We start from the raw sequence: 26,731 nt of genomic DNA on the forward strand, positions 1-26,731 counted from the left end.
AAGCTATTCCAAAAAATCAAGCAACAAAAAAACTGCTGAAAATTTTCATTTTCAACAGTTCATAAAAACATTAAACACTAACGATATGTTATAGTGCAGCTACGTGCTTAGCCAACTTAGACTTCAAGTTTGCAGCTTTATTGTCATGTATGATATTGTTCTTCGCCAATTTGTCGATCATTGAAGCTACAGAAGGATATAATGTTTCAGCACCCTTTTTGTCTGCTTCACGCAATTTTTTGATAGCGTTTCTTGTAGTTTTGTGCTGGTAGCGGTTTCTAAGACGTTTGGTCTCATTGCTACGGATTCTTTTTAACGCTGACTTATGATTTGCCATTACTAATGTATTTAATTATTTTTAAAGTAGTCCGTAGGGGAATCGAACCCCTGTTACATGGATGAAAACCATGCGTCCTAACCCCTAGACGAACGGACCGTTTTTTAATCCTGAATCCAGAATTGGTATTTCAATATTTATTGTAGTCCGTAGGGGAATCGAACCCCTGTTACATGGATGAAAACCATGCGTCCTAACCCCTAGACGAACGGACCAGTTTTTTGCTTTAATGCGGATGCAAAAATACAACTATTTTTTAATGACGCAAATGTTGATCTATATTTTTCTGAAAATAATCCGAGCTTTGCTTTTCTTCCACAAATCCAAACCGTCACAATTTCATCAAGCCCTCTATCTCCTAATGGTTTGACCTGTCCTAGCCAAAATTTACTCGTTTTTAGACCTGCCTTTTTAACCCAAAAGAAGACTGAAATTTTTCAATAAAGCAACAAATTAGTTTGCCTTAGTAAGCTTTGGCAAAAAGAACGCGCTGCGAAGATGGATTTCCTGTGAAAACACACTTCCCTACTTCTTGTTTTTGATCCATAGGGATACAACGAATTGTAGCCTTGGTTTTATCTTTTATCTTCAATTCTGTTTCTGAAGTTCCATCCCAATGTGCAGATACAAATCCGCCTTTGGTTTTTAAAACTTCTTTAAACTCTTCAAAAGTGTCCACTTTTGTAGTATGGGAATCCCTATAATCTCTAGCTCGGTTATAAAGGTTCTCCTGAATTTCAACCATAAGATCTTTTACTTTCTCCACTACCTTATTTTGAGAGACAAATTCTTTGGTTAAAGTATCTCTTCTTGCCAGCTCCACACTCCCCTTCTCAAGATCTTTAGGCCCTATAGCAATTCTTACCGGCACTCCTTGCAATTCGTATTGCGCAAATTTCCAACCCGGCTTATATGTATCACGATTATCGTACTTTACAATAATCCCAGCCTTTTTTAGGTCTGCTGCCAACTGATTTGCAACTACCGAAATTTGAGCCAATTGCTCTTCCCCTTTATATATAGGAACTATTACAACTTGTATTGGCGCTAAATTTGGAGGCAACACAAGGCCTTGATCATCGCTATGCGTCATGATCAATGCTCCCATTAATCTAGTGGAAACTCCCCAAGAAGTAGCCCATACATGTTCCAATTTTCCTTCTTTTGAAGCAAATTTCACATCGAAAGCTTTGGCAAAATTTTGCCCTAGGAAGTGAGATGTTCCAGCTTGTAAAGCCTTTCCATCTTGCATTAAGGCTTCTATGCAATAAGTTTCTTCAGCTCCGGCAAAACGCTCGTTAGCAGATTTGGTTCCTTTCACAACCGGAATAGCCATGAAATTTTCTGCAAACTCGGCATAAATATCATTCATTTGTTCAGCCTCTTCAATTGCTTCTTGTTTTGTAGCATGTGCCGTATGCCCTTCTTGCCATAAAAATTCGGCCGTTCTAAGGAACAACCTGGTGCGCATTTCCCATCGTACCACGTTGGCCCATTGATTTATAAGAATAGGCAGATCTCTATAAGACTGTATCCAGCCTTTGTAGGTGCTCCAAATAATAGCTTCAGAAGTTGGCCTTACAATAAGTTCTTCTTCCAGCTTTGCATCTGGATCTACAATTAATTTGGAACTATTTTCAGGATCGGTCTTTAACCTGTAATGAGTAACTACGGCACATTCCTTAGCAAAACCTTCCGCATTTTTTTCTTCAGCTTCAAATAGGCTTTTTGGTACAAATAATGGAAAATAGGCATTTTGATGACCTGTTTCCTTGAACATCCTATCCAATTCGGCCTGCATTTTTTCCCATATAGCATAGCCATAAGGTTTAATTACCATGCAGCCTCTCACAGCGGAGTTTTCGGCTAAATCGGCACTGATTACCAATTCGTTATACCATTTCGAATAATCTTCTTTCCTAGTAGTTAATTTCTTACCCATTCCTGTTATTTGGCATAAATGTTGCACTTTTATTAGCGTTGTAGCTATTTTACTCAAGTTGCAACTAGTTAGCGCAAAACTAACTAATTTTGTAATGTTCAACAATTAAAACCACTGCTAATGAAACTTTATAATCATATATCAAAATACATATATTTCTTCATGGCTGCTGTATCTACCCTTTTGTTTGCATCTTGTGGTTCTTACCAATATGCCGGCGCTTCCAATGATGGAATCTATGGCGATAGCCAGGAAGTAGTTTCCGAAGAAATCGAATATGGAGCCAGGGAAGGAAATTCTGGGTATTATAAAAAATTATTTGAAGAAGAAGCTGCCCTTTATGGAGAAGTTTTAGCTGATGACGCTATTTTTACTGATGTAGATGCTTATTCTTCTACAGAAAATTACGATTACAATAACGAAAACATCAATTACCAAGGTGGAAATGCACCTTGGGGCAATTCTCCAGACAGTTATTCCATAAATATTTATAATGATGGATTTTATGGAGGATATTATCCTTATTGGGGAAATGGTTATTATGCTTACGATCCATTTTGGGGAAATGGATATTACTATGGATCTTATTATGGTTCTGGTTTCTATTACCCATATGGATATGGGTTTGGTTATGGATTCGGGTACGGTTATGGTCATGGCTATGGATACGGGATAGGATTTTCTATACACCCATTTATTTATGGAGGCGGCGGGTACTACAACCCATACAATAGTTATTCTTCCAGACAGCATAGTTTTAGACAAAACGTTGCCTACAATAATGGTCGGAGAGGAGCTAATAGCTATGGTACCAATAGAAGTTCCGCTATTAGAAATGCAACATCTTTAGATAACAGAGGTAGAGGCTCCACTTATTCTAGATCTATTCGAAATATCAGGAATTCAAACGATGAGTATGGTATTACAAGAAGGAACACTTCATCCAGAACATACAGAACAAGTTCCAATTCTAATGGAACTTATTCTGGAAGTAGGCGCCCATCTGTTAATTCCACTCCAAGAAGTAGAAGCAATGGAAGTTATTCTAGATCCAGCTCTAATAGAAGTTCATCTTCCACGGTTAGAAGTTCTAACTCAGGAAGAAGCAGTTCGGGCCGAAGTTCTAGCTCATCCTCCACAACCCGATCTAGTAGTAGCAGTAGAGGAAGAGGCAATCACTAAAAACAATTTTAATCTATGAAAAAGCTATATTTCACGGTCATAGCCCTAGCGGTTATGACCTTTTCTCAAGCACAAGACATTACAGATGCTGTGAGATATTCATCAGATCAGCTATCAGGAACTGCTAGGTACAGAGCCATGAGCGGCGCTTTTGGTGCCCTTGGCGGGGATCTCTCTGCCATATCAATAAACCCGGCGGGATCTGCCGTATTTTTAAGCAGTGCAGCTACCGTTACTTTAAGCTATAACAACAGGCAAAACGACACTCGTTATTTTAATGGAGCAACGACCAATGATGATTCTGATGTATATTTCGATCAGGCCGGCGCTGTTTTGGTGTTTAATAGCACTAATGAAAACACTCCGTGGAAAAGATTTACCCTAGGAGTTAATTATTCTCAAAACAACACTTTTGACGATAGCTTTTTAGCGCAGGGAACAAGTTCTAGTTCCATAGACAATTATTTTCTGGAATTTGCCAATGGAGTTCCTTTGGAACTTTTGGAAACCATGGACAATGAGACTATTACAGATCTTTATTTGTTCTTAGGTGAGAATGAAGGCTTTGGTGCGCAACAGGCATTCTTAGGTTTTCAAGGTTTTATTATAGATCCTGTTAGCAACGATCTAGATAATACCTCTTACACCTCAAATGTAGCATCCGGAAGCTTTGATCAGCGCTATTCTTATAGAGCAACTGGTTTAAATGGGAAATTTGCATTCAATTTTGCCACAAAGTACCAGGATTTTCTTCATTTGGGAATTAATTTGAATGCGCATTTTTTAAATTATGACAGGGCGACCCGTTTGGTTGAACAAAATTCGAATGCTGGGAGCGAAACCAATGAAATCATCTTTTCAAATAATCTAAGCACCAGTGGAAATGGATTTTCACTTCAGCTTGGAGGTATTGCAAATGTTACCGATAATGTAAGGTTAGGTTTAACTTATGATACTCCAACTTGGTTTTCAATAGAAGAACAAGCCTCTCAACGTTTGGAAACTTTTAGCGATGAATTTGATGAGCGGGTAATTGTTGATCCCAATGTTATCAATGTATATCCAAATTACCGCTTAAAGACCCCTGGAAAACTTACAGGAAGTTTAGCTGTGCTTTTTGGGGATACCGGATTGATCAGTTTTGATTATTCCTATAAAGATTTTTCGAACACGGAATTGCGACCATCCAATGATCCTGAATTTGAATTTCAAAATAATTTGATGTCTGATAATTTAAAAGTAGCTTCTACTTATAAACTAGGAGGAGAATATAGGATTGAAAATTGGAGTTTAAGAGGAGGTTATAGATTTGAAGAAAGTCCTTATAAAAATGAAACCACTTTGGGCGATCTAAATGGGTATTCCGCAGGAGTGGGCTACAATTTTGGAGCGATAAAAGCAGATGTATCCTACGATCATTCTTCCAGGACCGACAATCCCCAATTGTACCAAGTTGGACTTGTAAATACTGCCAATATCCAGAGAGATTTCTCAAGTATTGTATTGTCCTTAAGCTTCGGCATATAACAAAAATGAAGTAGATAACTAAATAAAAAGCTCGGGTCCTATAAAAGGGAAGGGTCCGAGCTTTTTATTTATGATCTTTTATTGTTATAGCTTCAAAGTAAAATGCCCTGTGAATTCTGATACCTTTCCGGTGGCCTGATCTCTTAAATCCACTACAAACCAATAATCATCTGCTGGCATTACCTTCCCATTATAAGTCCCGTCCCAACCACCTACACGAGGATCCAACTGCTTTAGGAGTTTGCCATATCTATCGTAAATCAATACTTTGGAGATAGAAACCTGTGGGTCGTTTATCACATTCCAAGTATCATTATAACCGTCACCATTAGGAGTGAAGAACCTGGCATATCCAATTAGTCTAAAAGCAACTGAAGTAGCTATTCCGCAGCCAAAAACATCCCTTGCAGAAACGGTATGTAGCCCTGGCTGCACATTGGCAAAATTGGATTGCGATTGCCACGCCCCACTATCCAGTCGATATTCATAAACAGGAGTGGTACCTGAGGTAGCATTTGCACTTACTGTAACTACATATCCATCTTCAAAATCGTTCCCTGAAATATCGAATGTGACATTCTTGGGCGCTGAATAGTAAATGATCTTGGTATTAAAATTATTGGAACAACCAGTTTGTTTATTTATAATTTCAAGCGAAATATCCGGATTAGCAGGAATTTGGGTGAACGATAAAATGGGGTTTTGCACCCCATCGCCATCAGGATCATTGTTCACGTTCCAATTATAGATATACCCTGAACCCAAATCCTCTCCTATATTTTGTGAATTTACGAGATTGCCATTAGCATCTACACAAAACATGGTTTCTGCTTCTAAATCTATGATCGGGACCGAAGCTATTTTTAAATTGAATTCCACAGCATTCGAAACACAGCCAGATCTTTCATTGGTAATTGTGGCGATAATCTTTTGCTGATCTGCCGCTTCAAAAGAAGCGGGGGTCTCTATTGCTATATCATTGTCTAAATTGGTTTGATTGCTATAAAAATTCAGACTGAATGAAGAATTCAGGTTTTGAGGATCTTGAGTAATATCATCATACACTTGCGTGAGATCGAAAATCGCTGTTGGATCATCACTACATACCAAGATGTCTTGTGGTGTTGCTGCAATAGGCTTTTCAAAATATTCAACTAAAACTTCATCATCAAATGCTAAGCCGGTATTGTCGTTTATTGCGATCACCTTGTAAAGTCCCGACTTGGTAACAGTTAAATTAGGACTAGCCTGATTGGAAAGTAGCACAAAATCGTTTATACCATTATCAAAAACATAATACTCGTATCTGGTTGCAATTATATTGGTAGCCATTAATTGCACCGGCCCCTCCTCGCATAAGGTAAGATCGTCCCCAAGAATATTAACTATGGAACAATCTGTGGAACCAGAGTTAGACTGATCTATATTAGTTTGCTCAAGTCTAATAAACCCTGGCTTTTCAGAATAATTAGTAATGAGCACCACATAAATCTGACCTCTCGCAGCGTTATTTATTACAAATTCCTCTGTTGCCGATGGCGAATAACTACAGTCTACAACTCTGGATGATGATAATGCACTGGCGCTACAAAGTTCGTCCTCCTCATTGAAAGGTCCCCAGGCAATAAAATCTACATCTAAAGTACCCCCTGTCCCGTCGGAATTAACCGTTTGACTAATTCTAAAATTCAGGTTGCCGGAGTCTTCAATTTGCAAATAGAACCATGCAGGATAAGGCTGAGTGTCCAAACATCTATAATTTGGCCCCGATTCTGCAACTGCAATATCCCCATTAAACAAATTAGAATTAGGAAAAATAAATTGGGAAGTCCCGGCACAAAAGGGCTGGATACTAGAACAGCGATCTCCTTGGGCATAAATATGGCATGCTCCCGCAAGAGAAATAACAACAAACAGTATAAGATGTGTTAGGGACTTCATATATCAAGTTACCAAAGAATTGCAAATTACAAATTTTACAGTAACTACAGCGTTTGGCTTTTTAGAATCTTTGCCCTAAAGAGTCATAAAATATGTATCTTTGCAACCCAAATATATAGATTACAACAAGTATTGAATAAAGTGCCATGAAGATAGATCATATGGAAAATAAAATAGATGAAATGGGCGATGCCCATGTTTCTACAAGTGCAAATAACCCACTAAGAGAAGACGCTTTTGATTTGAGCAATGAAGAGAAAATTGCCCTTATCAACAGTGATGTTAAAAGCATCCTAAGAACTTTAGGAATGGATCTTACGGACGACAGTATTAAAGGAACTCCACAACGGGTTGCTAAAATGTTTGTGAATGAAATATTTGGTGGTTTGGACCCTAAAAGAAAACCCAAAGCTTCAACGTTCGAAAATAAATACAAGTATGGAGAGATGTTGGTAGAGAAAAATATTACCATTTACTCTACCTGTGAACATCACTTATTACCTATTGTGGGGAGAGCGCATGTAGCTTATATTTCCAACGGAAGTGTAATAGGCCTTTCAAAAATGAACAGAATTGTGGATTATTTTGCCAAAAGACCTCAAGTCCAAGAGAGAATGACCATGCAAATAGTACAGGAACTGCAAAATGCACTAGGAACACAAGATGTTGCCTGTGTAATAGATGCCAAGCACCTTTGTGTTAACAGCAGAGGGATTCGTGATATAGAAAGCAGCACGGTAACAAGTGAGTTTGGGGGTGCTTTCAAAGAAACATCCATAAAAAGGGAGTTTTTGGACTATATTAAACTGGACACTTCTTTTTAATTTGAATTTTTAAAAACAAAATCTAAGCACGCAATAATTTATGGCTCTTTATAAGGAACAAAGCTTAACACTTTACAACTCGATCACAGGAGAAAAGGAAATTTTTAAACCAATAAATGAAGGCCACGTAGGAATGTATGTGTGTGGGCCCACCGTTTATAGCAATGTTCATCTAGGAAACTGTCGTACTTTTATTTCTTTCGATCTTATTTTTAGATACCTAAAACATTTAGGCTATAAAGTTCGCTACGTGAGAAATATTACTGATGCCGGACATTTGGAAAATGATGCAGATAGTGGAGAGGACAGAATTGCCAAAAAAGCCCGATTAGAGCAAATTGAACCTATGGAAGTGGTTCAACGGTATACCGTAGATTTTCACAATACATTGCAAAAATTCAACAACCTGCCCCCAAGTATCGAACCTACCGCTACAGGGCATATTGTAGAGCAGATAGAAACAATAAAAACCATTATTAAGAAAGGCTTTGCGTACGAGGTAAATGGATCTGTTTATTTTGATGTATTAAAATTCAACAAAGATCATGACTACGGAAAACTTAGCGGTCGATCTATTGAAGATATGATTGCAAATACGCGTGAACTTGCCGGTCAAAGTGACAAGAAGAATCCGCAGGATTTCGCGCTTTGGAAAAAGGCAGAACCACAACATATTATGCGCTGGCCATCTCCTTGGAGTGACGGGTTTCCTGGCTGGCACCTAGAATGTACCGTGATGAGCACTAAATACTTAGGCGAGCAGTTCGACATTCACGGTGGTGGAATGGATCTAAAATTCCCACATCACGAATGTGAGATCGCGCAAGGGGAAGCTTCTACCGGGAAAAATCCTGTAAATTACTGGATACATGCCAATATGCTCACCCTTAACGGGCAAAAAATGGCAAAAAGCACTGGAAACAATATTCTTCCAAATGAAATATTTACCGGGGATAACGATAATCTAAGTAAAGGTTTTAGCCCGTCTGTAGCACGATTTTTTATGCTTCAGGCCAATTATAGGAGCATCCTGGATTTTTCCAATACCGCATTGCTAGCAAGTGAAAAAGGCTTTAACAGGCTCATGGACGCTTATAGAAATAGTTTGCAACTACCTGTTTCATCAAGCTCCTCCTTTTCTGTTTCTGAATGGAAACAACGCTGTTATGATGCCATGAACGACGACTTTAATAGTCCTATCTTGATCGCCACTTTATTTGAAGCTGTAAAATACATCGTAGGAGTCAAAGGAGGCAACGAGCAAATCACTGCTGAAGACAAGGAGCTCTTGCACACAACCATGCACGATTTTATTTTCGATGTGCTTGGTTTGTTGGATACAACTATAACCAATCAAGATAATTCTGAAAAACTTTCTGGGACGGTAGAATTGCTTATTAAATTAAGGACAGAGGCAAGAAACAATAAAGATTTTGCTACCAGCGATCAAATTAGGGATCAATTACTGGCATTGGGAATTCAACTAAAAGATGGGAAAGAAGGAACCGTTTTTAGCCTGGCAGATTAAAACATATTCTGTGTTAAAAAAATATTTGGCATATCCCTTTGTTATACTGGTAAAATTTTATCAGAAGGCAATCTCACCATTAACTCCCGCAACCTGTAGGTATACTCCATCGTGTTCTCAATATACGTTGGTAGCACTTGAGAAATATGGCATTTTCAAAGGTGGTTGGATGAGCCTTAAAAGAATTGCCAGTTGCAATCCTTGGGGAAGCTCTGGCCATGATCCCGTTCCATGAACAATAAGCTATTTATTTTAAAGAATTATTGCAAAACCGTGCAAAAATGTATCTTTACCGTACAATTATAAAAAATACCACATGCTTTTCAACGCAATAACCTGGAGCCCTTCTGAAGGATTGGATTTGGGATTTTTCACCCTTCACTATTACAGTTTAATGTTCCTTATCGCCTTTGGACTAGGCTGGTATATCATGAAAAGCATTTACAAGAACGAGGGGGTTTCCATAGAAAAATTAGATCCGCTATTTATATACACCGTTTTAGCTACTTTAATAGGTGCGAGATTAGGGCATGTCTTCTTTTATGACTGGGATTATTTCCAGCATCATTTATTGGAAATCTTCCTTCCCGTTCGGTTTGAACCAGAATTTGAATTTACAGGTTTCCGCGGACTTGCTAGTCATGGTGCCGCCATTGGGATTATAGTAGCCATGTACCTTTACAAAAAAAATATTTTGGACAAACCAATTTTATGGATCTTGGACCGAGTGGTAATTCCTGTTGCCAGTGGTGCTATTTTTATCAGGATCGGGAATTTCATGAATTCTGAAATCATAGGAAAACCAACTAATAGCGATTACGGCGTGATCTTTAAAAATTTGGGGGAAACCTTCCCGAGGCATCCTGCCCAACTTTATGAATCTTTTTGCTACTTATTGATCTTTTTGCTTCTATGGTTCGTTTACTGGAAAACAGATAAAAAACAAAAGATAGGATTTCTTTTCGGATTATTCCTGGTATTGCTTTGGACCGTACGGTTCTTTATAGAATTCCTAAAAGAGCCTCAGGTAGAAGAGCGCGCAATATGGCTTATCAATACAGGACAATGGCTTAGTATTCCATTTATTATAGCTGGTCTTTACTTTATGCTTAGACCTTCAAAAAGGATTACGGCATGAAAAAGCTAAAGAGAATTCTTAGCGTGGGGGCTATCTTCGGAATACTATTTTCTTGTGCAGATGAAGTAAAGAATACTTCCATAGAGACTGATGAAATTGAGTTTGCCAAAGAAGGTGAATTGTTTCTTTTGAAAGCAGGAGACACCCTACAGAAGCTGGACATAGAGTTCGCTGAAACCTCGTATGAGCAGCAAACAGGTTTGATGTACAGAAAATCCATGCAAGAGAATCAAGCGATGCTCTTTGTCTATCCAGAAGAAACCATGCACAGCTTCTATATGAAGAATACCTATATTCCCTTAGACCTTGTTTTCTTCGGAAAAGATAGTACTATCGTTAGTTTTCAAGAAAATGCAACGCCTTTGGATGAAACTTCGTTGCCCTCTAAAGTACCTGCTCAATTCATCTTGGAAGTAAATGCGGGCAAGGTGGAGCAATGGAACCTTGCAGAAGGGGATAAAATGGCGATTTCTAGAAATTAAAGTTTTTTAAGGATTATTTCAGAATCCCAGATATCTAATAAGTGAAATTCACGAAGAACCCTGGAACGATTCCGATAGCTACCGGAACAAGGATACGAGATGCAATAAATTGTCATTCTGAATGAAGCAAAGCGCAATGAAGAATCTCAATGAACCAGCATTTCATTTTAAAAGAGATCCCTCCTCCGGTCGGGATGACAATAGATTGTCATCATATGCTTGTTCTTAACCAATGAGACCCTGAAACGAGTTCAGGGTGACGCCCTAATAAAAAAACGTCATGCTGAATTTATTTCAGCATCTATCGTATTATTTTACGAAATCTTAGAACAAGTTACAATCGACATATCTCCAAGGTTTTGAAAAACTCTTCCTGATGAAAGTCATCAGGACTGTATAACAATTTTACACATGTGTCATCCCGACGTCAGGAGGGATCTCCAATTAAATTACTTCTGCTATATCGAGATTCTTCAGTCCACTGCGTTCCCTTCAGAATGACAAACAGGTGACAAATCCTTGGGGGATTTAGAAACAAAAAAAGCTGCCCATTACTGGGCAGCTTTTATTATCCAAGAAATATTGCCATTTATTAAGCAACTACCTCTTTATTCTTTCTACTGTCTCTCTCAGCTTTCTTTTTATCACTATCAAACATCACAGGAGTTGCGATGAACAGAGACGAATACGTACCCACTATAACACCCACTATCATGGCAAACATAAATCCTCTCAGGCTTTCACCTCCAAAAATAAAGATCGCTAACAATACCAATAAGGTAGTTAAAGAAGTATTCAATGTCCTACCCAATGTACTATTCAAAGCGCTGTTAATTATCTTGCTCTTAGGCCATGTTGTGTGCTCGTTCGCAAATTCACGAATCCTATCAAACACAACCACCGTATCATTTAAGGAATATCCTATTACAGTAAGTATAGCCGCAATAAACGCCTGGTTGATCTCCATACTAAAAGGCATGATATTATATGCTAAAGAAAAGATCCCCAATACGATTAATACATCATGGAAAACCGCAGTTACAGCACCTAAACTATATTGCCATTTTCTAAATCTCAATAAGATATAAAGGAATACCACGATTAAAGATCCAAGTACTGCCCAGAATGAATCATTTTTAATATCATCGGCAATCGTAGGACCAACTTTCATGGATTGCATAATTCCAATTTCCCGATCATTACCCCCAACAGTAAAATCATCGAAAGTTAAATCTGTAGGTAAATGAGGTTGCAAAGCATCAAACATCATTCTTTGGATTTCCGTATCTACTTCCTCTCCATCATCTTCAACCTTATATTTTGTGGTGATCTTTAGCTGATTGTTTGCTCCAAAAGTTTTTGCTTCCGCACTTTCAAAAGCAGCAATAAGATCTTTTTCAACTTCCGAAGAATTTACATCATCTGCGAACCTCACCGTATATGTTCTACCTCCCACAAAATCCACACCTTGATTCAATTCGTTAATAAAGAAAGACCCAATGCTTATTAGAATAAAAATCCCGGAGATTGTATATGCTATTTTTCGTTTTCCCAAGAAATCGATATTCATGTTCTTGAAAAGGTTCTTGGTAATTGAAGTACTAAAGGCTAGTGATTTTCCATTTTTACCGTATCCATCAATGAACAATCTTGTAATGAAAATTGCGGTAAACAATGAAGTGGCAATACCTATCAATAAAGTTGTAGCGAAACCTTTAATTGGCCCCGTTCCTAATATCAATAATATTAAACCCGTAAGACCCGTAGTAATGTTGGCATCTAAAATGGAAGAGAGCGCATTGTTGAAACCATCTTTAATAGCATCTTTTTGCGATTTTCCTTTTGCCAATTCCTCTTTAATACGTTCGAAAATAAGCACGTTCGCATCTACCGACATACCTATAGTCAATACGATACCCGCAATTCCAGGTAAGGTAAGCACAGCTCCAAGACCGGCCAAAATTCCGAAGATAAAGATGATGTTCACTACAAGGGCAACATCAGCAAAAAGACCAGCTTTTCCGTAATAGAAGATCATCCATAACAAAACAATTGTCAAAGCGATAAGGAAGGAATTCACACCGCTATCTATAGCTTCTTGTCCTAAAGATGGACCTACGATCTCACTCTGAATAATATCTGCAGAAGCAGGTAGTTTACCCGCCCTAAGTACGTTTGCCAAATCCTGGCCTTCCGTAATATCAAAATCTCCCGTGATCTCACTTCTACCACCACTAATGGGTCCTGTAGAAACAGTTGGTGCAGAATACACCACCTTATCCAAAACAATAGCAATATTGCTTTTTTCATTATATGCCTGGCCGGTCATTTCTTCCCAGGTCTTGGCACCTTTCCCGTTCATTTGCATGGATACTGCCACTCTACCTAACTGATCGTAAGTTTGTGTGGCATCTGTAATCACATCTCCCGTTAATGCAGGAAGCATTTCACGATCCCCTTTTAAAGCATAAAGGTCTGAAACATTATCTTTTGATACTCCCCATACAAATTCTGCAAAACGCAGATCTGTTGGCAAGAGAGCCCGTACTTGAGATTTGTTTAAATATTCCCTGACCTGTGCGGTATCTTTTGAAGAAAAGGAAGCTAAAACCGGACTTCCTTGGAAACCTGGAGAAACCATTAGATCCAACAAAGGGTTGTTTGCTGTTTGAACTTCAGAAGAATCCTCTGTACTAGCAAGCAAGGCTTCAATTTCTTCATCTTCTTCTGAAGCCGCAAGCGTATCTTTTTTCTCTGCAGATTTATCTTCTTTCGCAAGCATTTGTGCAAGCGTGTTGTTTGCATTGATCAAGAAATTTCCAAAATCTGTATTTTTATGTACAAACCAGAATTCTAACTGAGCGGTACTTTGAAGCAATGTTTTAACACGACTGATGTCTTTTGCGCCAGGAAGCTCTACCAAGATCCTACCGGTATTCCCCAAACGTTGGATGTTGGGTTGTGCCACCCCAAACTTATCTATACGCTTGCGCAATACTTCGAAAGCTGAGGTGATTGATTCGTCTACCTTTTTCCTAATGATAGGTTTAACAACATCATTGGTCATTTCAAAATTCACCTGATCGCTGAGGGTCTTATTGGCAAAAATATCCGGAGAAGCTAATTTAGCACCTTCATTTTGCTCGAAAGCCTCAAAGAAAAGGTCTAAATAACTTTCCTGACTATCTTTTTGGGCAGCATCTGCTTTAGCCAAAGCCTTATTGAATGCGGGATCGCTACTGTTGTTGGCCAATCCTTTTAAGATATCCTTTACGGAAATTTGAAGGATCACATTGATTCCTCCTTTAAGATCGAGCCCTTTATTAAGCTCCTTGTCTTTTGCCGAATTGTAAGTAATCCCGGCAATGATCTCCTTATTACCAATAGAATCCAAATATCTACTTTCTTCAATATCTCGCAGTACAGAATATCCCTCTACGTTAGTTCCTATTTTTTGCTTAGCAAACGCCTCTGCATCACTCTCTACTCCGCTGGCAATAAATGTAAATGATAGCTGGTAAATACATACCAGACCAAATAAAATCGCAAAAATCTTGATCAGTCCTTTATTCTGCATTATTTTTTGTTATTTAATGTCATTTTTTAAAACGGACAAATATAGGACTTCATTATTCAAATGCCAATTATTTTTTTTTGAAAAATTTAACTTTTTGACATTAAAAAAGACCACTTACAAAGTGGCCTTTTTCGGATTTCAGTTTTCACTGAAATATAATACGATTTATGCTTAAAACGTCAACAAATCATTGGTTTTCTTAACCCCCTCAGCACTTTCTTTAATCTTCGCTTTTTCGGCATCGGTCAATTCAATTTCAACGATCTTTTCCAATCCGTCTTTCCCCAAAATTGATGGAACACCTATACAAAGGTCATTTAGACCGTATTCTCCTTCCAATAAGGCAGAACATGGGAACATTTTTTTCTGATCGCAAGCAATTGCTTGAACCATAGCAGAAACTGCAGCACCCGGCGCATACCATGCACTGGTTCCCAATAATTTGGTTAAGGTTGCCCCACCTACTTTCGTGTCTTCAGAAACTTGATTCAATCTTCCTTCAGAAAGAAAGGCAGTTACAGGAATACTATTTCTTGTTGCCAATCTTGTTAAAGGCACCATTCCAGTATCACTATGGCCACCTATTACCATTCCATCCACATCTGAAGGAGGGCATTCCAATGCTTCACTTAATCTAAATTTGAAACGTGCACTATCCAAAGCACCGCCCATTCCAATAATTCTATTTTTAGGAAGGCCCGTGGTTTTATGCACCAAATAGGTCATTGTATCCATTGGGTTGCTCACCACGATAATCACCGTATTTGGAGAATGCTTAATTAAATTTCCCGAAACTTCTTTTACAATTCCAGCATTGATCCCAATTAATTCCTCTCTTGTCATTCCCGGTTTTCTAGGAATTCCACTTGTAATAACCACCACATCACTACCGGAAGTCTTACTATAATCGTTTGTTGAACCTACAATCTTGGAATCGAATCCGTTAAGGGTTGCTGTTTGCATTAGATCCATTGCTTTTCCTTCAGCAACACCCTCTTTAATATCTACTAAAACAATTTCTGAAGCAAAATTCTTTATGGCGATATATTCAGCACAACTGGCTCCAACAGCACCTGCTCCAACGATAGTAACTTTCATTTTATATAGTTTTTAGTGTTAATTTTTGATTTTATGTATATCTGTTATTTGTTATTTCGTCACCCTGAATTTATTTCAGGGTCTCGGTATTGAATTGATTTACATTGTAATGAGATTCTGATACTCCCGAACGGTCGGGACAGAATGACGTTTTTTTTATTTTGGATACTTTGCGGACAAACAATAAATTTTTTACGAAAATACAAATTATGTAGCAGTTAAATAACAAGCTTTGGTTAAATGTACCTTAGTTAAAACGGTAATGAAGTCCAACATTTGCGTTGAACAATCCGCTTGCAGAAAACACCGTACTAAATTTAAACTTATTCGCGTAGTAGTTGAATCCTATATTCCCTTTAAATTTTCCTTCGCTGGTTCCTAGAGCACCTAATTGTTCATTTAGAATAGGCAATGAGGCTCCGGTTCCACCAAACGAATAATCAAAATCCGAATTGGTATAACCAAGACCGCCCATTACCTCAAAATTATCATAGAGCTTAGAGCCAATTAATTGAACATTGTACATGTTCGCATCTACTTCTATCCTATTTAAATTAGCGATTTCTATATCTATGGGAAGGAATTTATAATCTGCTTTAAAATTGCTATAATTAGCTACCAATGCGAATTGGAAATCTTCAGGGTTGAACCTTTTATAAAAATATTGAGAAAAGTTGTGCTTTAGTCCTAAACCAACAGTGCTAATTCCAACGTCGTTAATAAACACCTTGGGCAAATACCTCACTGCGATTTCAGTCTTAAATGGCAAACCAATGGTTACCTGTGGAAAAGCATGTAAAACAATTTTCTTATCCAAACCGTCTATGGCATCAAAAATAATAGGGATTTTTTCGTTTTGATTAAAAGGATTCGTTATTTCTCCACTAAACATTACATCTGTGTCTCCACCATAAACAGTTGGCAATAGAGCGTTACCATTAGGACTACTTACTTCTAAAATATTAAATTGGTTGTTGTTGATCAATTTATTTTGTTTGGAACTAGGAACAAATAAGGCGTTTCCATGAACCGAAACCTCTACTTGCCATTTATTTAAAGTGGATGCCGAAGAGAACCAACCCGCACTGGATTGCAAGGTTGCACCTTCTGCCCCGGGCGCAGCAAAATTATCGGCAATTAAAAGCATGTCGTCAATTAAATCATTTATATCATTTTGAGCAAATGAAAAGTTTGAAACAAAAAAAAGGGCAATGATAAATGTAGGTTTTAGGAGCTTTCTCACAGTATGGGTTTTATTATTAACGTAAAAATAACAAAATAGAGTATGTTAAAATTCAGAAAATCGATTTTAACGAAACAGTAACAAAAAAAGCCCACAAATATTGCGGGCTCTAAATCTTTAGATATCTACATTCGCATAGACAGCGTTCTTTTCTATAAACTCTCTACGTGGCGGCACCTCATCTCCCATTAACATAGAGAAAATCCTATCGGCCTCCCCGCTGTTGTCTATATTAACCTGACGAAGCGTCCTGAATTCAGGGTTCATGGTGGTATCCCATAATTGTTCGGCATTCATCTCCCCCAAACCTTTATATCGTTGGATTTGAACACCTCCACTATAACTTTCAGCAATGGCATCCCGTTCCTTATCGTTCCAAGCATATTGTTTTTTCTGCCCTTTTTTCACTAAATACAAGGGTGGGGTTGCGATATAGATATGTCCATTTTCTATAAGTTCCTTCATATACCTAAAGAAGAAGGTAAGGATCAATGTTTCAATATGGCTACCATCTACATCGGCATCACACATGATCACTATTTTATGATATCTTAACTTGGCAAGGTTCAAGGCCTTGCTATCTTCTTCAGTTCCAATTGTAACCCCTAAAGCAGTGTAGATGTTCTTGATTTCTTCATTATCAAAAACGCGGTGCCTCATGGCTTTTTCGACATTCAAGATCTTACCACGTAGTGGAAGGATAGCTTGAAAAGCCCTATCCCGACCTTGTTTTGCCGTTCCACCTGCAGAATCCCCCTCTACCAGGTACACTTCACATTTTGCAGGATCTTGTTCAGAACAATCCGATAATTTTCCAGGTAAACCACCTATGCTCATTACCGTTTTACGCTGCACCATTTCACGTGCTTTCTTGGCAGCATGCCTAGCTTGGGCCGCAAGGATCACTTTTTCAACAATAATTTTGGCATCACTTGGGTTTTCTTCCAAATAATTCTCCAACATCTCTGAAACTGCTTGGGATACAGCCGAAGTAACTTCCCTATTCCCAAGTTTTGTTTTGGTTTGTCCTTCAAATTGAGGCTCCCCCACTTTAACGGAAATAATTGCGGTTAAACCTTCACGAAAATCGTCACCTGCGATTTCAAATTTCAGTTTGTCCAACATCCCGGAAGCATCTGCATACTTCTTAAGGGTTGTTGTTAAACCTCTTCTAAAACCAGACAAGTGTGTTCCCCCTTCGTGCGTATTAATGTTGTTTACATAAGAATGTAAATTTTCATTAAAGGAAGTGTTGTAGATCATTGCAACCTCCACAGGAATGTCGTTCTTTTCCCCTTCCATGGAGATTACATTGGCAATAATAGGATCCCTATTTTGATCAAGGAATTGTATAAATTCTCTTAAGCCTTCTTCTGAATGGAACGATTCTGAAACAAATGAGCCATCTTCATTGACTTGGCGCTCATCTGTTAATACAAGTTTTAAGCCTTTATTTAAGAAAGAAAGCTCGCGCATTCTACTTGCAAGCGTATCGTAATTGTATTCTACCGTTTGTTGAAATATGGTTGAATCTGGTGTAAAAGTAACTACCGTTCCCCTAAGCTCTGTTTCACCAATAGATTTAACAGGATACATTGGCTTGCCCTTTTCATATTCTTGGCGCCAAATTACGCCTTCCCTGTAAACCGTAGCGCTTAAATGAGCGGAAAGTGCATTCACACAACTCACCCCAACTCCGTGCAAACCACCGGAAACTTTATAGGAATCTTTATCGAACTTCCCTCCGGCACCAATCTTGGTCATTACCACCTCTAAGGCAGAAACCCCTTCTTTTTTATGTAAATCTATAGGAATACCACGCCCATTATCCTCGGTGGTGATAGATCCTTCTTTTGTAATAGTTACTTTTATAGTATCACAATGGCCAGCCATTGCTTCATCTATAGAGTTATCCACAACCTCATACACCAAATGGTGCAATCCTCTTACTCCAGTATCACCAATATACATGGAAGGACGCATGCGCACATGCTCCATTCCCTCAAGCGCCTGAATACTATCTGCCGAATAACTGTTTTTCTTAACTTCTTCGCTCATATATGATTCTGTTGAAATTTGTCTTTTTATGCAACGAACAAATATAACAAAACCCCTACTCCTATTAGCTTGAAGCGCACCTCAATACCCTTAAGTTATTAACAATCTTTGTGAAAAACCCTGCTTTTTAGTTGATAAAGAATTTAAACTTTTTGAGCCTTCATAAAACTGGTTTGTGCAACATGAGTTGAACTTGCCCTACCACTTGGATCTAGATCCTTTTGCCATTTTGGAACCCATTTTTTAACTGATTTTGCTGCAGATTCTTGCGGGAAATATTCGTTAAAAATCTCTCTATAAAAATATGCCTCTTTAGTTGAAGGAGTATTAATAGGATATTTTACCGATGCAGTTTCCATTTCCACATCACTTACCTGCGACTTTGTGAATTCTATAAGGTTATCTATCCAACTGTAACCAACGCCATCGCTAAACTGCTCTTTTTGCCTCCACAATACTTCATCTGGAAGAAAAGGCTTCTCTGGAGTATCAAATGCTTTTCTTAGAATATACTTCTCAACACCGCCATGCGTTTTTGGCATTTTATGCCCTGGAGCAATTTCCATGGCAGTTTGTAAAAAGGACTTATCCAAAAACGGAACCCTTGCCTCTAAACCATGAGCCATTGTAGACTTATCTGCCCTCAAACAATCTGCGGTAGACAATCTTTTCACCCTGCTAATTGTTTCTTTTTGGAATTCTTCAGCAGAAGGCGCGTTTTTAAAATAAAGGTAACCGCCAAAAATCTCATCGGCACCTTCCCCGGAAAGCACCACTTTAATCCCTTTTTCAGTAATTGCTTTTGAAAGGAAATACATTGGAGTACTCGCTCTTATAGAAGTTACATCATACGTTTCCAGATGCCAGATCAATTTTTTTATAATCCCTATTCCTTCTTCAACAGTAAAATGAATTTCATGATGATCGGTTCCCAGAAATTCGGCTACTTTTCGAGCAGCGATTAAATCTGGTGCATCTTCATTTAAACCTATAGAGAAAGAATGTAATTTTTTGCCTTTTTCTTTAAGTAACCTTGCGGCTATAGAAGAAGTTAAAGAAGAATCTAAGCCTCCGCTTAACAATACTCCTAATGGAACATCAGACATCAATCTTTTCTTAGTTGCGGCAATCAAAGATTCCCTTAACCTTTTTAAATCTGCCTCTTCATGACATTCTTCCAAAGAATACCATTCTGGCTTGTAATATTGAACAAATCCTGTAGTTGGCGTATAATAATATCCGGGAGGAAAAGCTTGAAATTCCACACATTGATCCGCCAATACTTTCATCTCACTCGCAAACCAAAGTGCCCCTTCAGCATCTTTCCCATAATAAAGAGGTTTTACTCCAATTGGATCCCTTGCAGCAATAAAATCGTTTCCATCGACTACCACAAAAGCAAAATCCCCATCTAACTTGTTCAAGAAACCATATCCGTATTTTTCATATAAGTGCACGATCACTTCTGAATCTCCTGTGGTGCGAAACGTATGATCTTTTAGTTCATTCTCCTTAAGTGCCTTGTAATTATATATTTCGCCGTTATGGATCATCCAAGCAGAGGAAGTTCCCTGTATTGGTTGCTTTCCTGTGGTTACATCCATTATTGCCAAGCGTTCATGACATAATATCGCTCCGGTTTCAGTAACATGTACATCACTTTCATCTGGTCCACGATGACTCATCCTTTTAGAAAGCTGGGAAACCAGCTCTTGATCTTCCTTTTTTCCAACAACTGCTAAAATACCACACATAATTTTAAGTTTTAATTATAAACAAATTTGCAGCATTCATTATCCAATAAAAACATTTAAACATAAAGTGATTACAAATGACAACTTATAATATTGAATTAGTATCATTATGGAACCATATTCGATTAAATTTATGCCGTTCGCTATCGAGTTAAAAGCTGAGTAGTTTAAAAAAATATAAGACTTCATTAACACCCCTGGTTTCGCTTAAATACTACCTTTATCTCTTTAAATTAATTTCAAATATTATGAAAAGAATATTCTTATTAGCAGTAATAGCAATCTTTGCGCTTCAAAGCAATCCTGTGAATGCCCAAGAAAAATCCAAGGCTGCACCAAGTTTCTCAAAAGTGGACGCAAGCCCAATGGATCTGGTTATTTATAAAAACCAAGATGAGGAAGTTTTGGCCAGGGTTATTTATAGTAGGCCTCAAAAAAGGGACAGAGAGATTTTTGGCAATCTGGTGCCTTATGACCAAGTTTGGAGGACTGGTGCCAATGAAGCCACAGAGCTTACCTTGTACAAAGACATGAAAGTAGCCGATGTAGTTGTAGAAGCAGGAACTTATACTGTGTACACAATTCCTGGAGAAAAAGAATGGACAGTGATACTAAACAATAGAACAAACACTTGGGGAGCTTATGAATATAGCGACCAAGAAGATAGAGTAAGAATTAAGGTTCCTGTGCGCAACGCGCCTTCAACCATTGAATCTTTCTCTATGGCATTCGTAACCAAAACTGATGGCGCCGATCTTTTAATGGGTTGGGACAATAAATACGTAGAAGTGCCCTTTAAAGCGGTTCAATAAGTTTTTAAAAATAACAAGTAAGATCTAAAACGGCTTCAATTATCGATAATTGAAGCCGTTTTTATTACGGGATATTCAAATATTTATGGGTTTGCAAGGATACTTTCCATTTAGGGTTTTTCATTACATAATCTACGATCATCGGGATCACAGCATCGCGCTTGCTCCATTCTGGCTGGAGATATAGAATACAACCCTTATTAACCTTTGCAGCTTGTTCTTCAGCAAATTTTAAATCATGCTGATTGTAAACGATTACTTTTAATTCATTGGCAACCTTATAGATCTCTTCTGTAGGCAGTTTTATTTTTTTAGGAGATAAACATATCCAATCCCATATTCCTGTTAGTTTATAAGCCCCGGAAGTTTCTATATGGACCTTGCAGCCTTTGGCTTTTAATGCCTCAGTAAGAATGGTCATGTCCCATGTTAAAGGTTCTCCCCCGGTGATCACAACAGTATCACTATGGGAAACGGCATTTTCCACAATTTTCCCAATATGAGTTGGAGGATGTAGAGACGCATCCCAACTTTCTTTAACGTCACACCAGTGGCAACCAACATCGCAACCCCCTATTCTAATAAAATAAGCAGCCGTTCCTTTATAGAATCCTTCCCCTTGTATGGTATAAAATTCTTCCATTAATGGAAGCATAATTCCCTTGTCCACCAGCACTTTTGTATCTTCTGTAATCATAGCCTGCAAAGATAACTATTCTTTAAGACCTAACATAGCATCGTTATGGATTGAATTTCAACATATTTTAGATTTTAAATTTCTAGAGGTGGCGTCCCATGAAAAACCAAAGACCGCTTTGCTGCTAGAGATAAGAACAAAGACTTGACTGTAACTAATTGATGAACAAAAACCAGAAATAATCAATAAAGATTCCCTGTCATCAAGGTGTGGTTAAAAAGAAATGTCATAATTTAAACCCTCATTGGGGGTTTATAACATCGAGCTTGTCATAATTTTAAAATTAGTTAGTAATCTGTAGGTTTCCTGAGCTTATTCCCAAGGACTAGGTTTCTTTGTTTTTTTTAATATTGGATTACCCATAATAAAATCTAAAATCATTTTAGTGAGATCAAAAATTCTACATTCCTTATCCCTATTCCTAATAATCTTGCTGTTGGCTTCTTGTTCCAGCACCCGTAAATTAAGGAAAGAGCTCTCCCAACATTTAACTTCTGAAGTCTTCGATCAAAGTTTTACAGGCTTCTCTTTATACGATCTAGAAAAAAGGAAATTTATCATAGAACAGAACTCCAATAAATATTTCACTCCTGCCTCCAATATAAAACTGTTCACATTTTACGCAGGTTTAAAGGTTTTAGGAGATTCTATCCCTGGAATCAGATATTATTCAACCGAAGATTCGTTGGTTTTTTGGAGCACGGGAGATCCCAGTTTTTTAAATCCTAAGTTTTCAAATTCCAAGGTTTTCGACTTTTTGAAGAGCACTTCTAAAGAGCTATATTTCGCAACTTCAGCAACTACTAATCCCCCACTTGGATCTGGTTGGGCTTGGGATGATTATAATGACGCCTATTCTGCCGAGCGATCACAATTTCCTGTTTATGGAAACCTCGTCAACTTTAAATGGAATTCTAAGGATACGCTGCCGGTAAGTTTCCCTTCTTATTTTTCTGACTCCTTGGTCAAGGATCAAGAACTCTCCAACACTATTCGAAGGGATGTGGATGCCAACACTTTTAGATATCATTTTTCAAATGAAGAGGAAATTGAATTCAATATTCCTTTTAAAACTTCCCCTGAATTGACGGTAAAATTATTGAGCGACACCTTAAAAAAACGCGTTACACTTACATCTAAACAGTCGAGGCTTCAAAATAGAAACATCCAAACCATATACTCTGTTGCAGCAGACAGCCTTTATAAAGAAATGCTCGTAGAAAGTGACAATTTTATAGCAGAACAATTGCTTTTGCTTATTTCTGAAAAGATAAACGATAATTTAAACACAAAATCAATAATAGAATATCTACAATCTACTTATTTCAAAGACTTAACAGACGAAATCAAATGGGTGGATGGCTCTGGGTTATCACGATATAATTTAATTACTCCGCACAGCTTGGTAAATATTCTTGAAAGGATCTTAGAAGAAGTGCCAAAAGTGAAACTTTTTAGGCTCCTTCCCGTTAATGGGAAAACGGGAACCCTGAAAAATTGGGATGCACTGGAGGAACCCTATATCTATGCAAAATCGGGTTCTCTTCGAAACAATTACTCTTTAAGCGGTTATTTAAAGACCAAATCTGGCAAGTTGATGATCTTCAGTTTTATGAACAACAACTACGTGGTTCCTTCTTCAGAAATAAAAAAAGAAATGGAAAAAATACTTTTGGAAATAAGAAATATTGTTTATCCGTAAAGTATCCTAAATTGAAAAAGGCGTCATTCTGTCCCGACCGTTCGGGAGTACCAGAATCTCATTTCAATGTAAATCAATTCAATATTGAGACCCTGAAATAAATTCAGGGTAACGAAAGAACTATTAGGACAAAAAACGGATATACATTAATAAATTCTTATTAACCACATAATTCTAGGGGAACCAACTAATAATTATTTATTTTAGAGCAGAATTATATTTAGCACAATAATGGAGAGAAGAAATTTTTTAAGGAATATAGGGACGGGCAGTTTAGCAGTAGGATTATCTTCATTTATTGCTCCTGTGGCTTTTTCTTCAGAATTAAATCCAACCACGCTAAAAGAACTAATCCCAAAACATCTTTCTGAAGGAGACACTATCGGGATCATAAGTCCTGCTTCCAATAAATTTGAATCGGAACCCTACGAAATAGCGGTAGAGACGTTTCAAGCCATGGACTTAAAAGTGAAACTCGGGAAACACATCAACTCACATTACGGACATCTGGCAGGCACCGATGAGGATCGGGCCGAAGACTTCAACAACATGTTTAAAGACCCAGAAGTAGATGCGATTATAGCCCTGCGAGGAGGATCTGGTGCGGCGCGAATCCTAGACAAAATCGATTATGATGCTATAAAGAAAAACCCGAAAATATTTATCGGGTATAGTGATATTACGGCAATTCATATGGCAATCTACGCTAAAACCGGATTGGTCACTTTTCACGGGCCAATGGCAATTTCCACTTGGAACAACTTCAGTTACACAATATTCAAAGAAATCCTTTTCAATAAAAATGCCTTTACATTTGAAAACACAAAAGAAACCGGGGATAACCTGGTGCAAATCAAAAACCGAATTCGAACAATTACCCCTGGGAAAGCTGAAGGTGTTTTACTCGGCGGAAACCTTTCAGTACTCACCGGGATTATGGGATCTGATTACTTACCAAATTGGGAGAATAAAATTTTATACCTAGAAGAAGTTGGCGAAAAGATTTATGCGATAGACAGGATGATGTCTCAACTTAAATTAGCCGGAGTTTTAGATAAGATCTCAGGATTTGTCTTCGGAAAATGCACCGATTGTGATCCTGGAGGCAGCGGATATGGCTCCTTAACTTTAGAAGAGGTAATAGACCATTATATTAAACCACTGGAAATTCCAGCGTATTCTGGAGCCATGTTTGGTCATGTAGATGACAATTCCACGATCCCAAATGGAATAAATGCTGCCATCGATGCAGATAAGGGCACAATAACGATGCTATCTGCTGCTGTATCTTAAAAACTAAATACCATAAATTTCATTAAGCAGGGAGACTGTTTAATTTTACAATAACTTAGAGGCATGAAAGATCCAAAAAAGTTTATAGAACACATTCAGCAGGGGTACGCTCCAAAAGGAGATTTTATATACATGGGCGCTGCCATGTTGGATGGAAAAACCATTCCGGAAGCCCAGATTAAAATCCCTTTAAAAACCATGAATCGGCATGGACTTATTGCCGGGGCTACAGGAACAGGCAAAACAAAAACCTTACAGATTATTGCAGAAAACCTTTCAGAAAAAGGGGTTCCAGTCTTGATGATGGATATAAAAGGAGATCTTAGTGGAATTGCAATGCCATCTCCTGGACATAAAAAAATTGATGCCCGCCATCAACTTTTAAATTTCGAGTTCACACCTCAAGCTTCTCCTGTAGAAATATTAAGCCTTTCTGAACAACCAGGGGTGAGGTTAAAAGCGACCGTTAGTGAATTTGGTCCTATACTTTTATCGAGAATATTAGATCTTACAGATACGCAAACGGGGATTTTAGCTATTGTTTTTAAATATTGCGACGACAATCAATTACCTCTTCTGGACCTAAAAGACCTTAAAAAGATCATTCATTATGCAACAGATGATGGAAAAGAGGAATTCGAAAAAGATTATGGCAGAATGTCCAAATCTTCGACCGGATCTATTTTAAGAAAGATCGTTGCTTTAGAACAGCAGGATGCCGATCTCTTTTTCGGGGAGCCATCTTTTGAAGTGGAAGACCTCATGAGAACGAACCTCGACGGTCGTGGGATGATAAATATCATCAGGTTGGATGACATTCAGGATAAGCCCAAATTGTTCTCTACATTTATGCTGAGTTTACTTGCAGAAATATATTCAACATTACCTGAAAAAGGAGACAGTGACAGACCAGAGTTGATTATGTTTATAGATGAAGCACATTTAATTTTCAAGGAAGCTTCCGATGCTTTGTTGGATCAAATTGAAAGTATCATAAAATTGATTCGATCTAAAGGAGTCGGGATTTATTTTGTGACCCAAAACCCAACCGATGTCCCAAAGGAAATATTAAGTCAGTTAGGTTTAAAGATTCAGCATTCCTTACGTGCTTTTACCGCAAACGATAGAAAAGCGATCAAATTAACTGCTGAAAATTATCCTATTTCTGAATACTACGATACCAAAGAAGTTTTAACCTCGTTAGGTATTGGGGAAGCATTTATTTCATCTTTAGACGAAAAAGGAAGGCCTTCTCCTTTGGCGGCTACCATGATGAGAGCTCCCATGAGCAGGATGGACGTTTTAACTTCAGGAGAATTAAAAGATTTGATAGGTTCTTCTAAGCTGATTTCTAAATATAATAAAGAGATCGATCGGGAGAGTGCTTATGAATTATTGAATAAAAAGATTGCTCAAGCCGATCAAGAAGAAGCAAGGGAAAAGGCAAAAGAAGACCGCGAGAAAGTTTCTCGAACAAGTTCAAGAACATCAAAAAAATCCAAAAAAACCCAGAGTGCAGTAATAAAAGTTTTAACCAGTGCTACTTTTATTAGAGGGGTTATGAGCATTTTGAACAAAGCATTTAAATAGAATACA

General features: G+C 37.9%; 20 protein-coding genes and 2 tRNA genes. 11 read left to right on the forward strand and 11 right to left on the reverse strand.

The window, feature by feature from the left end:
- Positions 1-88 precede the first annotated feature (88 nt).
- The 4 genes from rpsT to proS form a co-directional block, all read right to left on the reverse strand.
- Positions 89-337: a 30S ribosomal protein S20 gene (rpsT, locus tag JM83_RS03060; protein WP_144959263.1), complete on the reverse strand. Its 249-nt coding sequence runs from the start codon at positions 335-337 to the stop codon at positions 89-91.
- 27 nt (positions 338-364) lie between these two features.
- A tRNA-Glu gene (locus tag JM83_RS03065) sits at positions 365-436 on the reverse strand.
- 44 nt (positions 437-480) lie between these two features.
- Positions 481-552, reverse strand: a tRNA-Glu gene (locus JM83_RS03070).
- Between the two features lie 248 nt (positions 553-800).
- Positions 801-2,279 carry a proline--tRNA ligase gene (gene proS, locus JM83_RS03075; RefSeq protein WP_144959265.1) on the reverse strand — a complete coding sequence of 493 codons (1,479 nt, stop codon included), beginning with the start codon at positions 2,277-2,279 and terminating at the stop codon, positions 801-803.
- A gap of 120 nt (positions 2,280-2,399) precedes the next feature.
- Between proS and JM83_RS03080 the strand changes: the two genes are divergently transcribed.
- Together JM83_RS03080 and JM83_RS03085 are read left to right on the forward strand one after the other, a co-directional pair.
- Positions 2,400-3,461 (forward strand): hypothetical protein, encoded by a 1,062-nt coding sequence (locus tag JM83_RS03080; RefSeq protein ID WP_144959267.1) that lies wholly within the window; start codon positions 2,400-2,402, stop codon positions 3,459-3,461.
- A 15-nt stretch (positions 3,462-3,476) separates the two neighbouring features.
- A complete protein-coding gene (locus tag JM83_RS03085) occupies positions 3,477-4,988 on the forward strand; it encodes an OmpP1/FadL family transporter (RefSeq protein ID WP_144959269.1) in 1,512 nt (503 codons plus the stop codon).
- An 84-nt stretch (positions 4,989-5,072) separates the two neighbouring features.
- On the opposite strand, the gene JM83_RS03090 is transcribed toward JM83_RS03085, so the two are convergent.
- On the reverse strand, positions 5,073-6,929 hold the full coding sequence (locus tag JM83_RS03090; protein WP_144959271.1) for a T9SS type B sorting domain-containing protein: 1,857 nt from the start codon (positions 6,927-6,929) through the stop codon (positions 5,073-5,075).
- Between the two features lie 146 nt (positions 6,930-7,075).
- Here JM83_RS03090 and folE point away from each other — a divergent pair, with 146 nt between their 5' ends.
- The 5 genes from folE to JM83_RS03115 all read left to right on the forward strand — a co-directional run bounded on the left by folE (position 7,076) and on the right by JM83_RS03115 (position 10,901).
- Complete coding sequence (folE, locus tag JM83_RS03095; protein WP_144959273.1) at positions 7,076-7,753, forward strand: GTP cyclohydrolase I FolE; 678 nt, start codon at positions 7,076-7,078, stop codon at positions 7,751-7,753.
- A 40-nt stretch (positions 7,754-7,793) separates the two neighbouring features.
- A complete protein-coding gene (cysS, locus tag JM83_RS03100; protein WP_144959275.1) occupies positions 7,794-9,281 on the forward strand; it encodes a cysteine--tRNA ligase in 1,488 nt (495 codons plus the stop codon).
- A gap of 10 nt (positions 9,282-9,291) precedes the next feature.
- Positions 9,292-9,516 (forward strand): membrane protein insertion efficiency factor YidD, encoded by a 225-nt coding sequence (gene yidD, locus JM83_RS03105; RefSeq protein WP_186434938.1) that lies wholly within the window; start codon positions 9,292-9,294, stop codon positions 9,514-9,516.
- A gap of 81 nt (positions 9,517-9,597) precedes the next feature.
- The gene (gene lgt / locus JM83_RS03110; protein ID WP_144959279.1) at positions 9,598-10,419 is read left to right on the forward strand and encodes a prolipoprotein diacylglyceryl transferase; all 822 of its coding nucleotides are present in this window, start codon (positions 9,598-9,600) and stop codon (positions 10,417-10,419) included.
- Positions 10,416-10,901: a DUF192 domain-containing protein gene (locus JM83_RS03115; RefSeq protein ID WP_144959281.1), complete on the forward strand. Its 486-nt coding sequence runs from the start codon at positions 10,416-10,418 to the stop codon at positions 10,899-10,901. Before lgt ends, JM83_RS03115 begins: the two co-directional genes overlap by 4 nt.
- Before the next feature lie 592 nt (positions 10,902-11,493).
- Here JM83_RS03115 and secDF read toward each other — a convergent pair.
- The 5 genes from secDF to asnB all read right to left on the reverse strand — a co-directional run bounded on the left by secDF (position 11,494) and on the right by asnB (position 20,631).
- A complete protein-coding gene (gene secDF / locus JM83_RS03120; RefSeq protein WP_144959283.1) occupies positions 11,494-14,478 on the reverse strand; it encodes a protein translocase subunit SecDF in 2,985 nt (994 codons plus the stop codon).
- A gap of 171 nt (positions 14,479-14,649) precedes the next feature.
- Positions 14,650-15,576, reverse strand: coding sequence for a malate dehydrogenase (gene mdh / locus JM83_RS03125; RefSeq protein ID WP_144959285.1), 927 nt, complete (start codon positions 15,574-15,576; stop codon positions 14,650-14,652).
- 247 nt (positions 15,577-15,823) lie between these two features.
- Positions 15,824-16,819, reverse strand: coding sequence for a DUF6588 family protein (locus JM83_RS03130; protein WP_144959287.1), 996 nt, complete (start codon positions 16,817-16,819; stop codon positions 15,824-15,826).
- Between the two features lie 117 nt (positions 16,820-16,936).
- Positions 16,937-18,877: a DNA topoisomerase (ATP-hydrolyzing) subunit B gene (gene gyrB / locus JM83_RS03135; RefSeq protein ID WP_144959289.1), complete on the reverse strand. Its 1,941-nt coding sequence runs from the start codon at positions 18,875-18,877 to the stop codon at positions 16,937-16,939.
- Positions 18,878-19,020: 143 nt separating this feature from the next.
- Complete coding sequence (gene asnB, locus JM83_RS03140; RefSeq protein WP_144959291.1) at positions 19,021-20,631, reverse strand: asparagine synthase B; 1,611 nt, start codon at positions 20,629-20,631, stop codon at positions 19,021-19,023.
- Between the two features lie 248 nt (positions 20,632-20,879).
- Here asnB and JM83_RS03145 point away from each other — a divergent pair, with 248 nt between their 5' ends.
- Positions 20,880-21,443, forward strand: a complete 564-nt coding sequence (locus JM83_RS03145; RefSeq protein WP_144959293.1) for a DUF2911 domain-containing protein — start codon at positions 20,880-20,882, stop codon at positions 21,441-21,443.
- A gap of 64 nt (positions 21,444-21,507) precedes the next feature.
- Here JM83_RS03145 and JM83_RS03150 read toward each other — a convergent pair whose 3' ends face one another.
- Positions 21,508-22,140, reverse strand: coding sequence for a 7-carboxy-7-deazaguanine synthase QueE (locus tag JM83_RS03150; RefSeq protein ID WP_144959295.1), 633 nt, complete (start codon positions 22,138-22,140; stop codon positions 21,508-21,510).
- Between the two features lie 385 nt (positions 22,141-22,525).
- Between JM83_RS03150 and JM83_RS03155 the strand changes: the two genes are divergently transcribed.
- From JM83_RS03155 to JM83_RS03165, 3 genes are all read left to right on the forward strand, one after another.
- Positions 22,526-23,842 (forward strand): D-alanyl-D-alanine carboxypeptidase/D-alanyl-D-alanine-endopeptidase, encoded by a 1,317-nt coding sequence (locus JM83_RS03155; RefSeq protein ID WP_261376323.1) that lies wholly within the window; start codon positions 22,526-22,528, stop codon positions 23,840-23,842.
- 231 nt (positions 23,843-24,073) lie between these two features.
- A complete protein-coding gene (locus JM83_RS03160; RefSeq protein WP_144959297.1) occupies positions 24,074-25,135 on the forward strand; it encodes an LD-carboxypeptidase in 1,062 nt (353 codons plus the stop codon).
- A gap of 63 nt (positions 25,136-25,198) precedes the next feature.
- Complete coding sequence (locus JM83_RS03165; protein ID WP_144959299.1) at positions 25,199-26,725, forward strand: helicase HerA-like domain-containing protein; 1,527 nt, start codon at positions 25,199-25,201, stop codon at positions 26,723-26,725.
- Positions 26,726-26,731 lie beyond the last annotated feature (6 nt).

The organism is Gillisia sp. Hel_I_86 (assembly GCF_007827275.1).
Lineage (GTDB): Bacteria > Bacteroidota > Bacteroidia > Flavobacteriales > Flavobacteriaceae > Gillisia.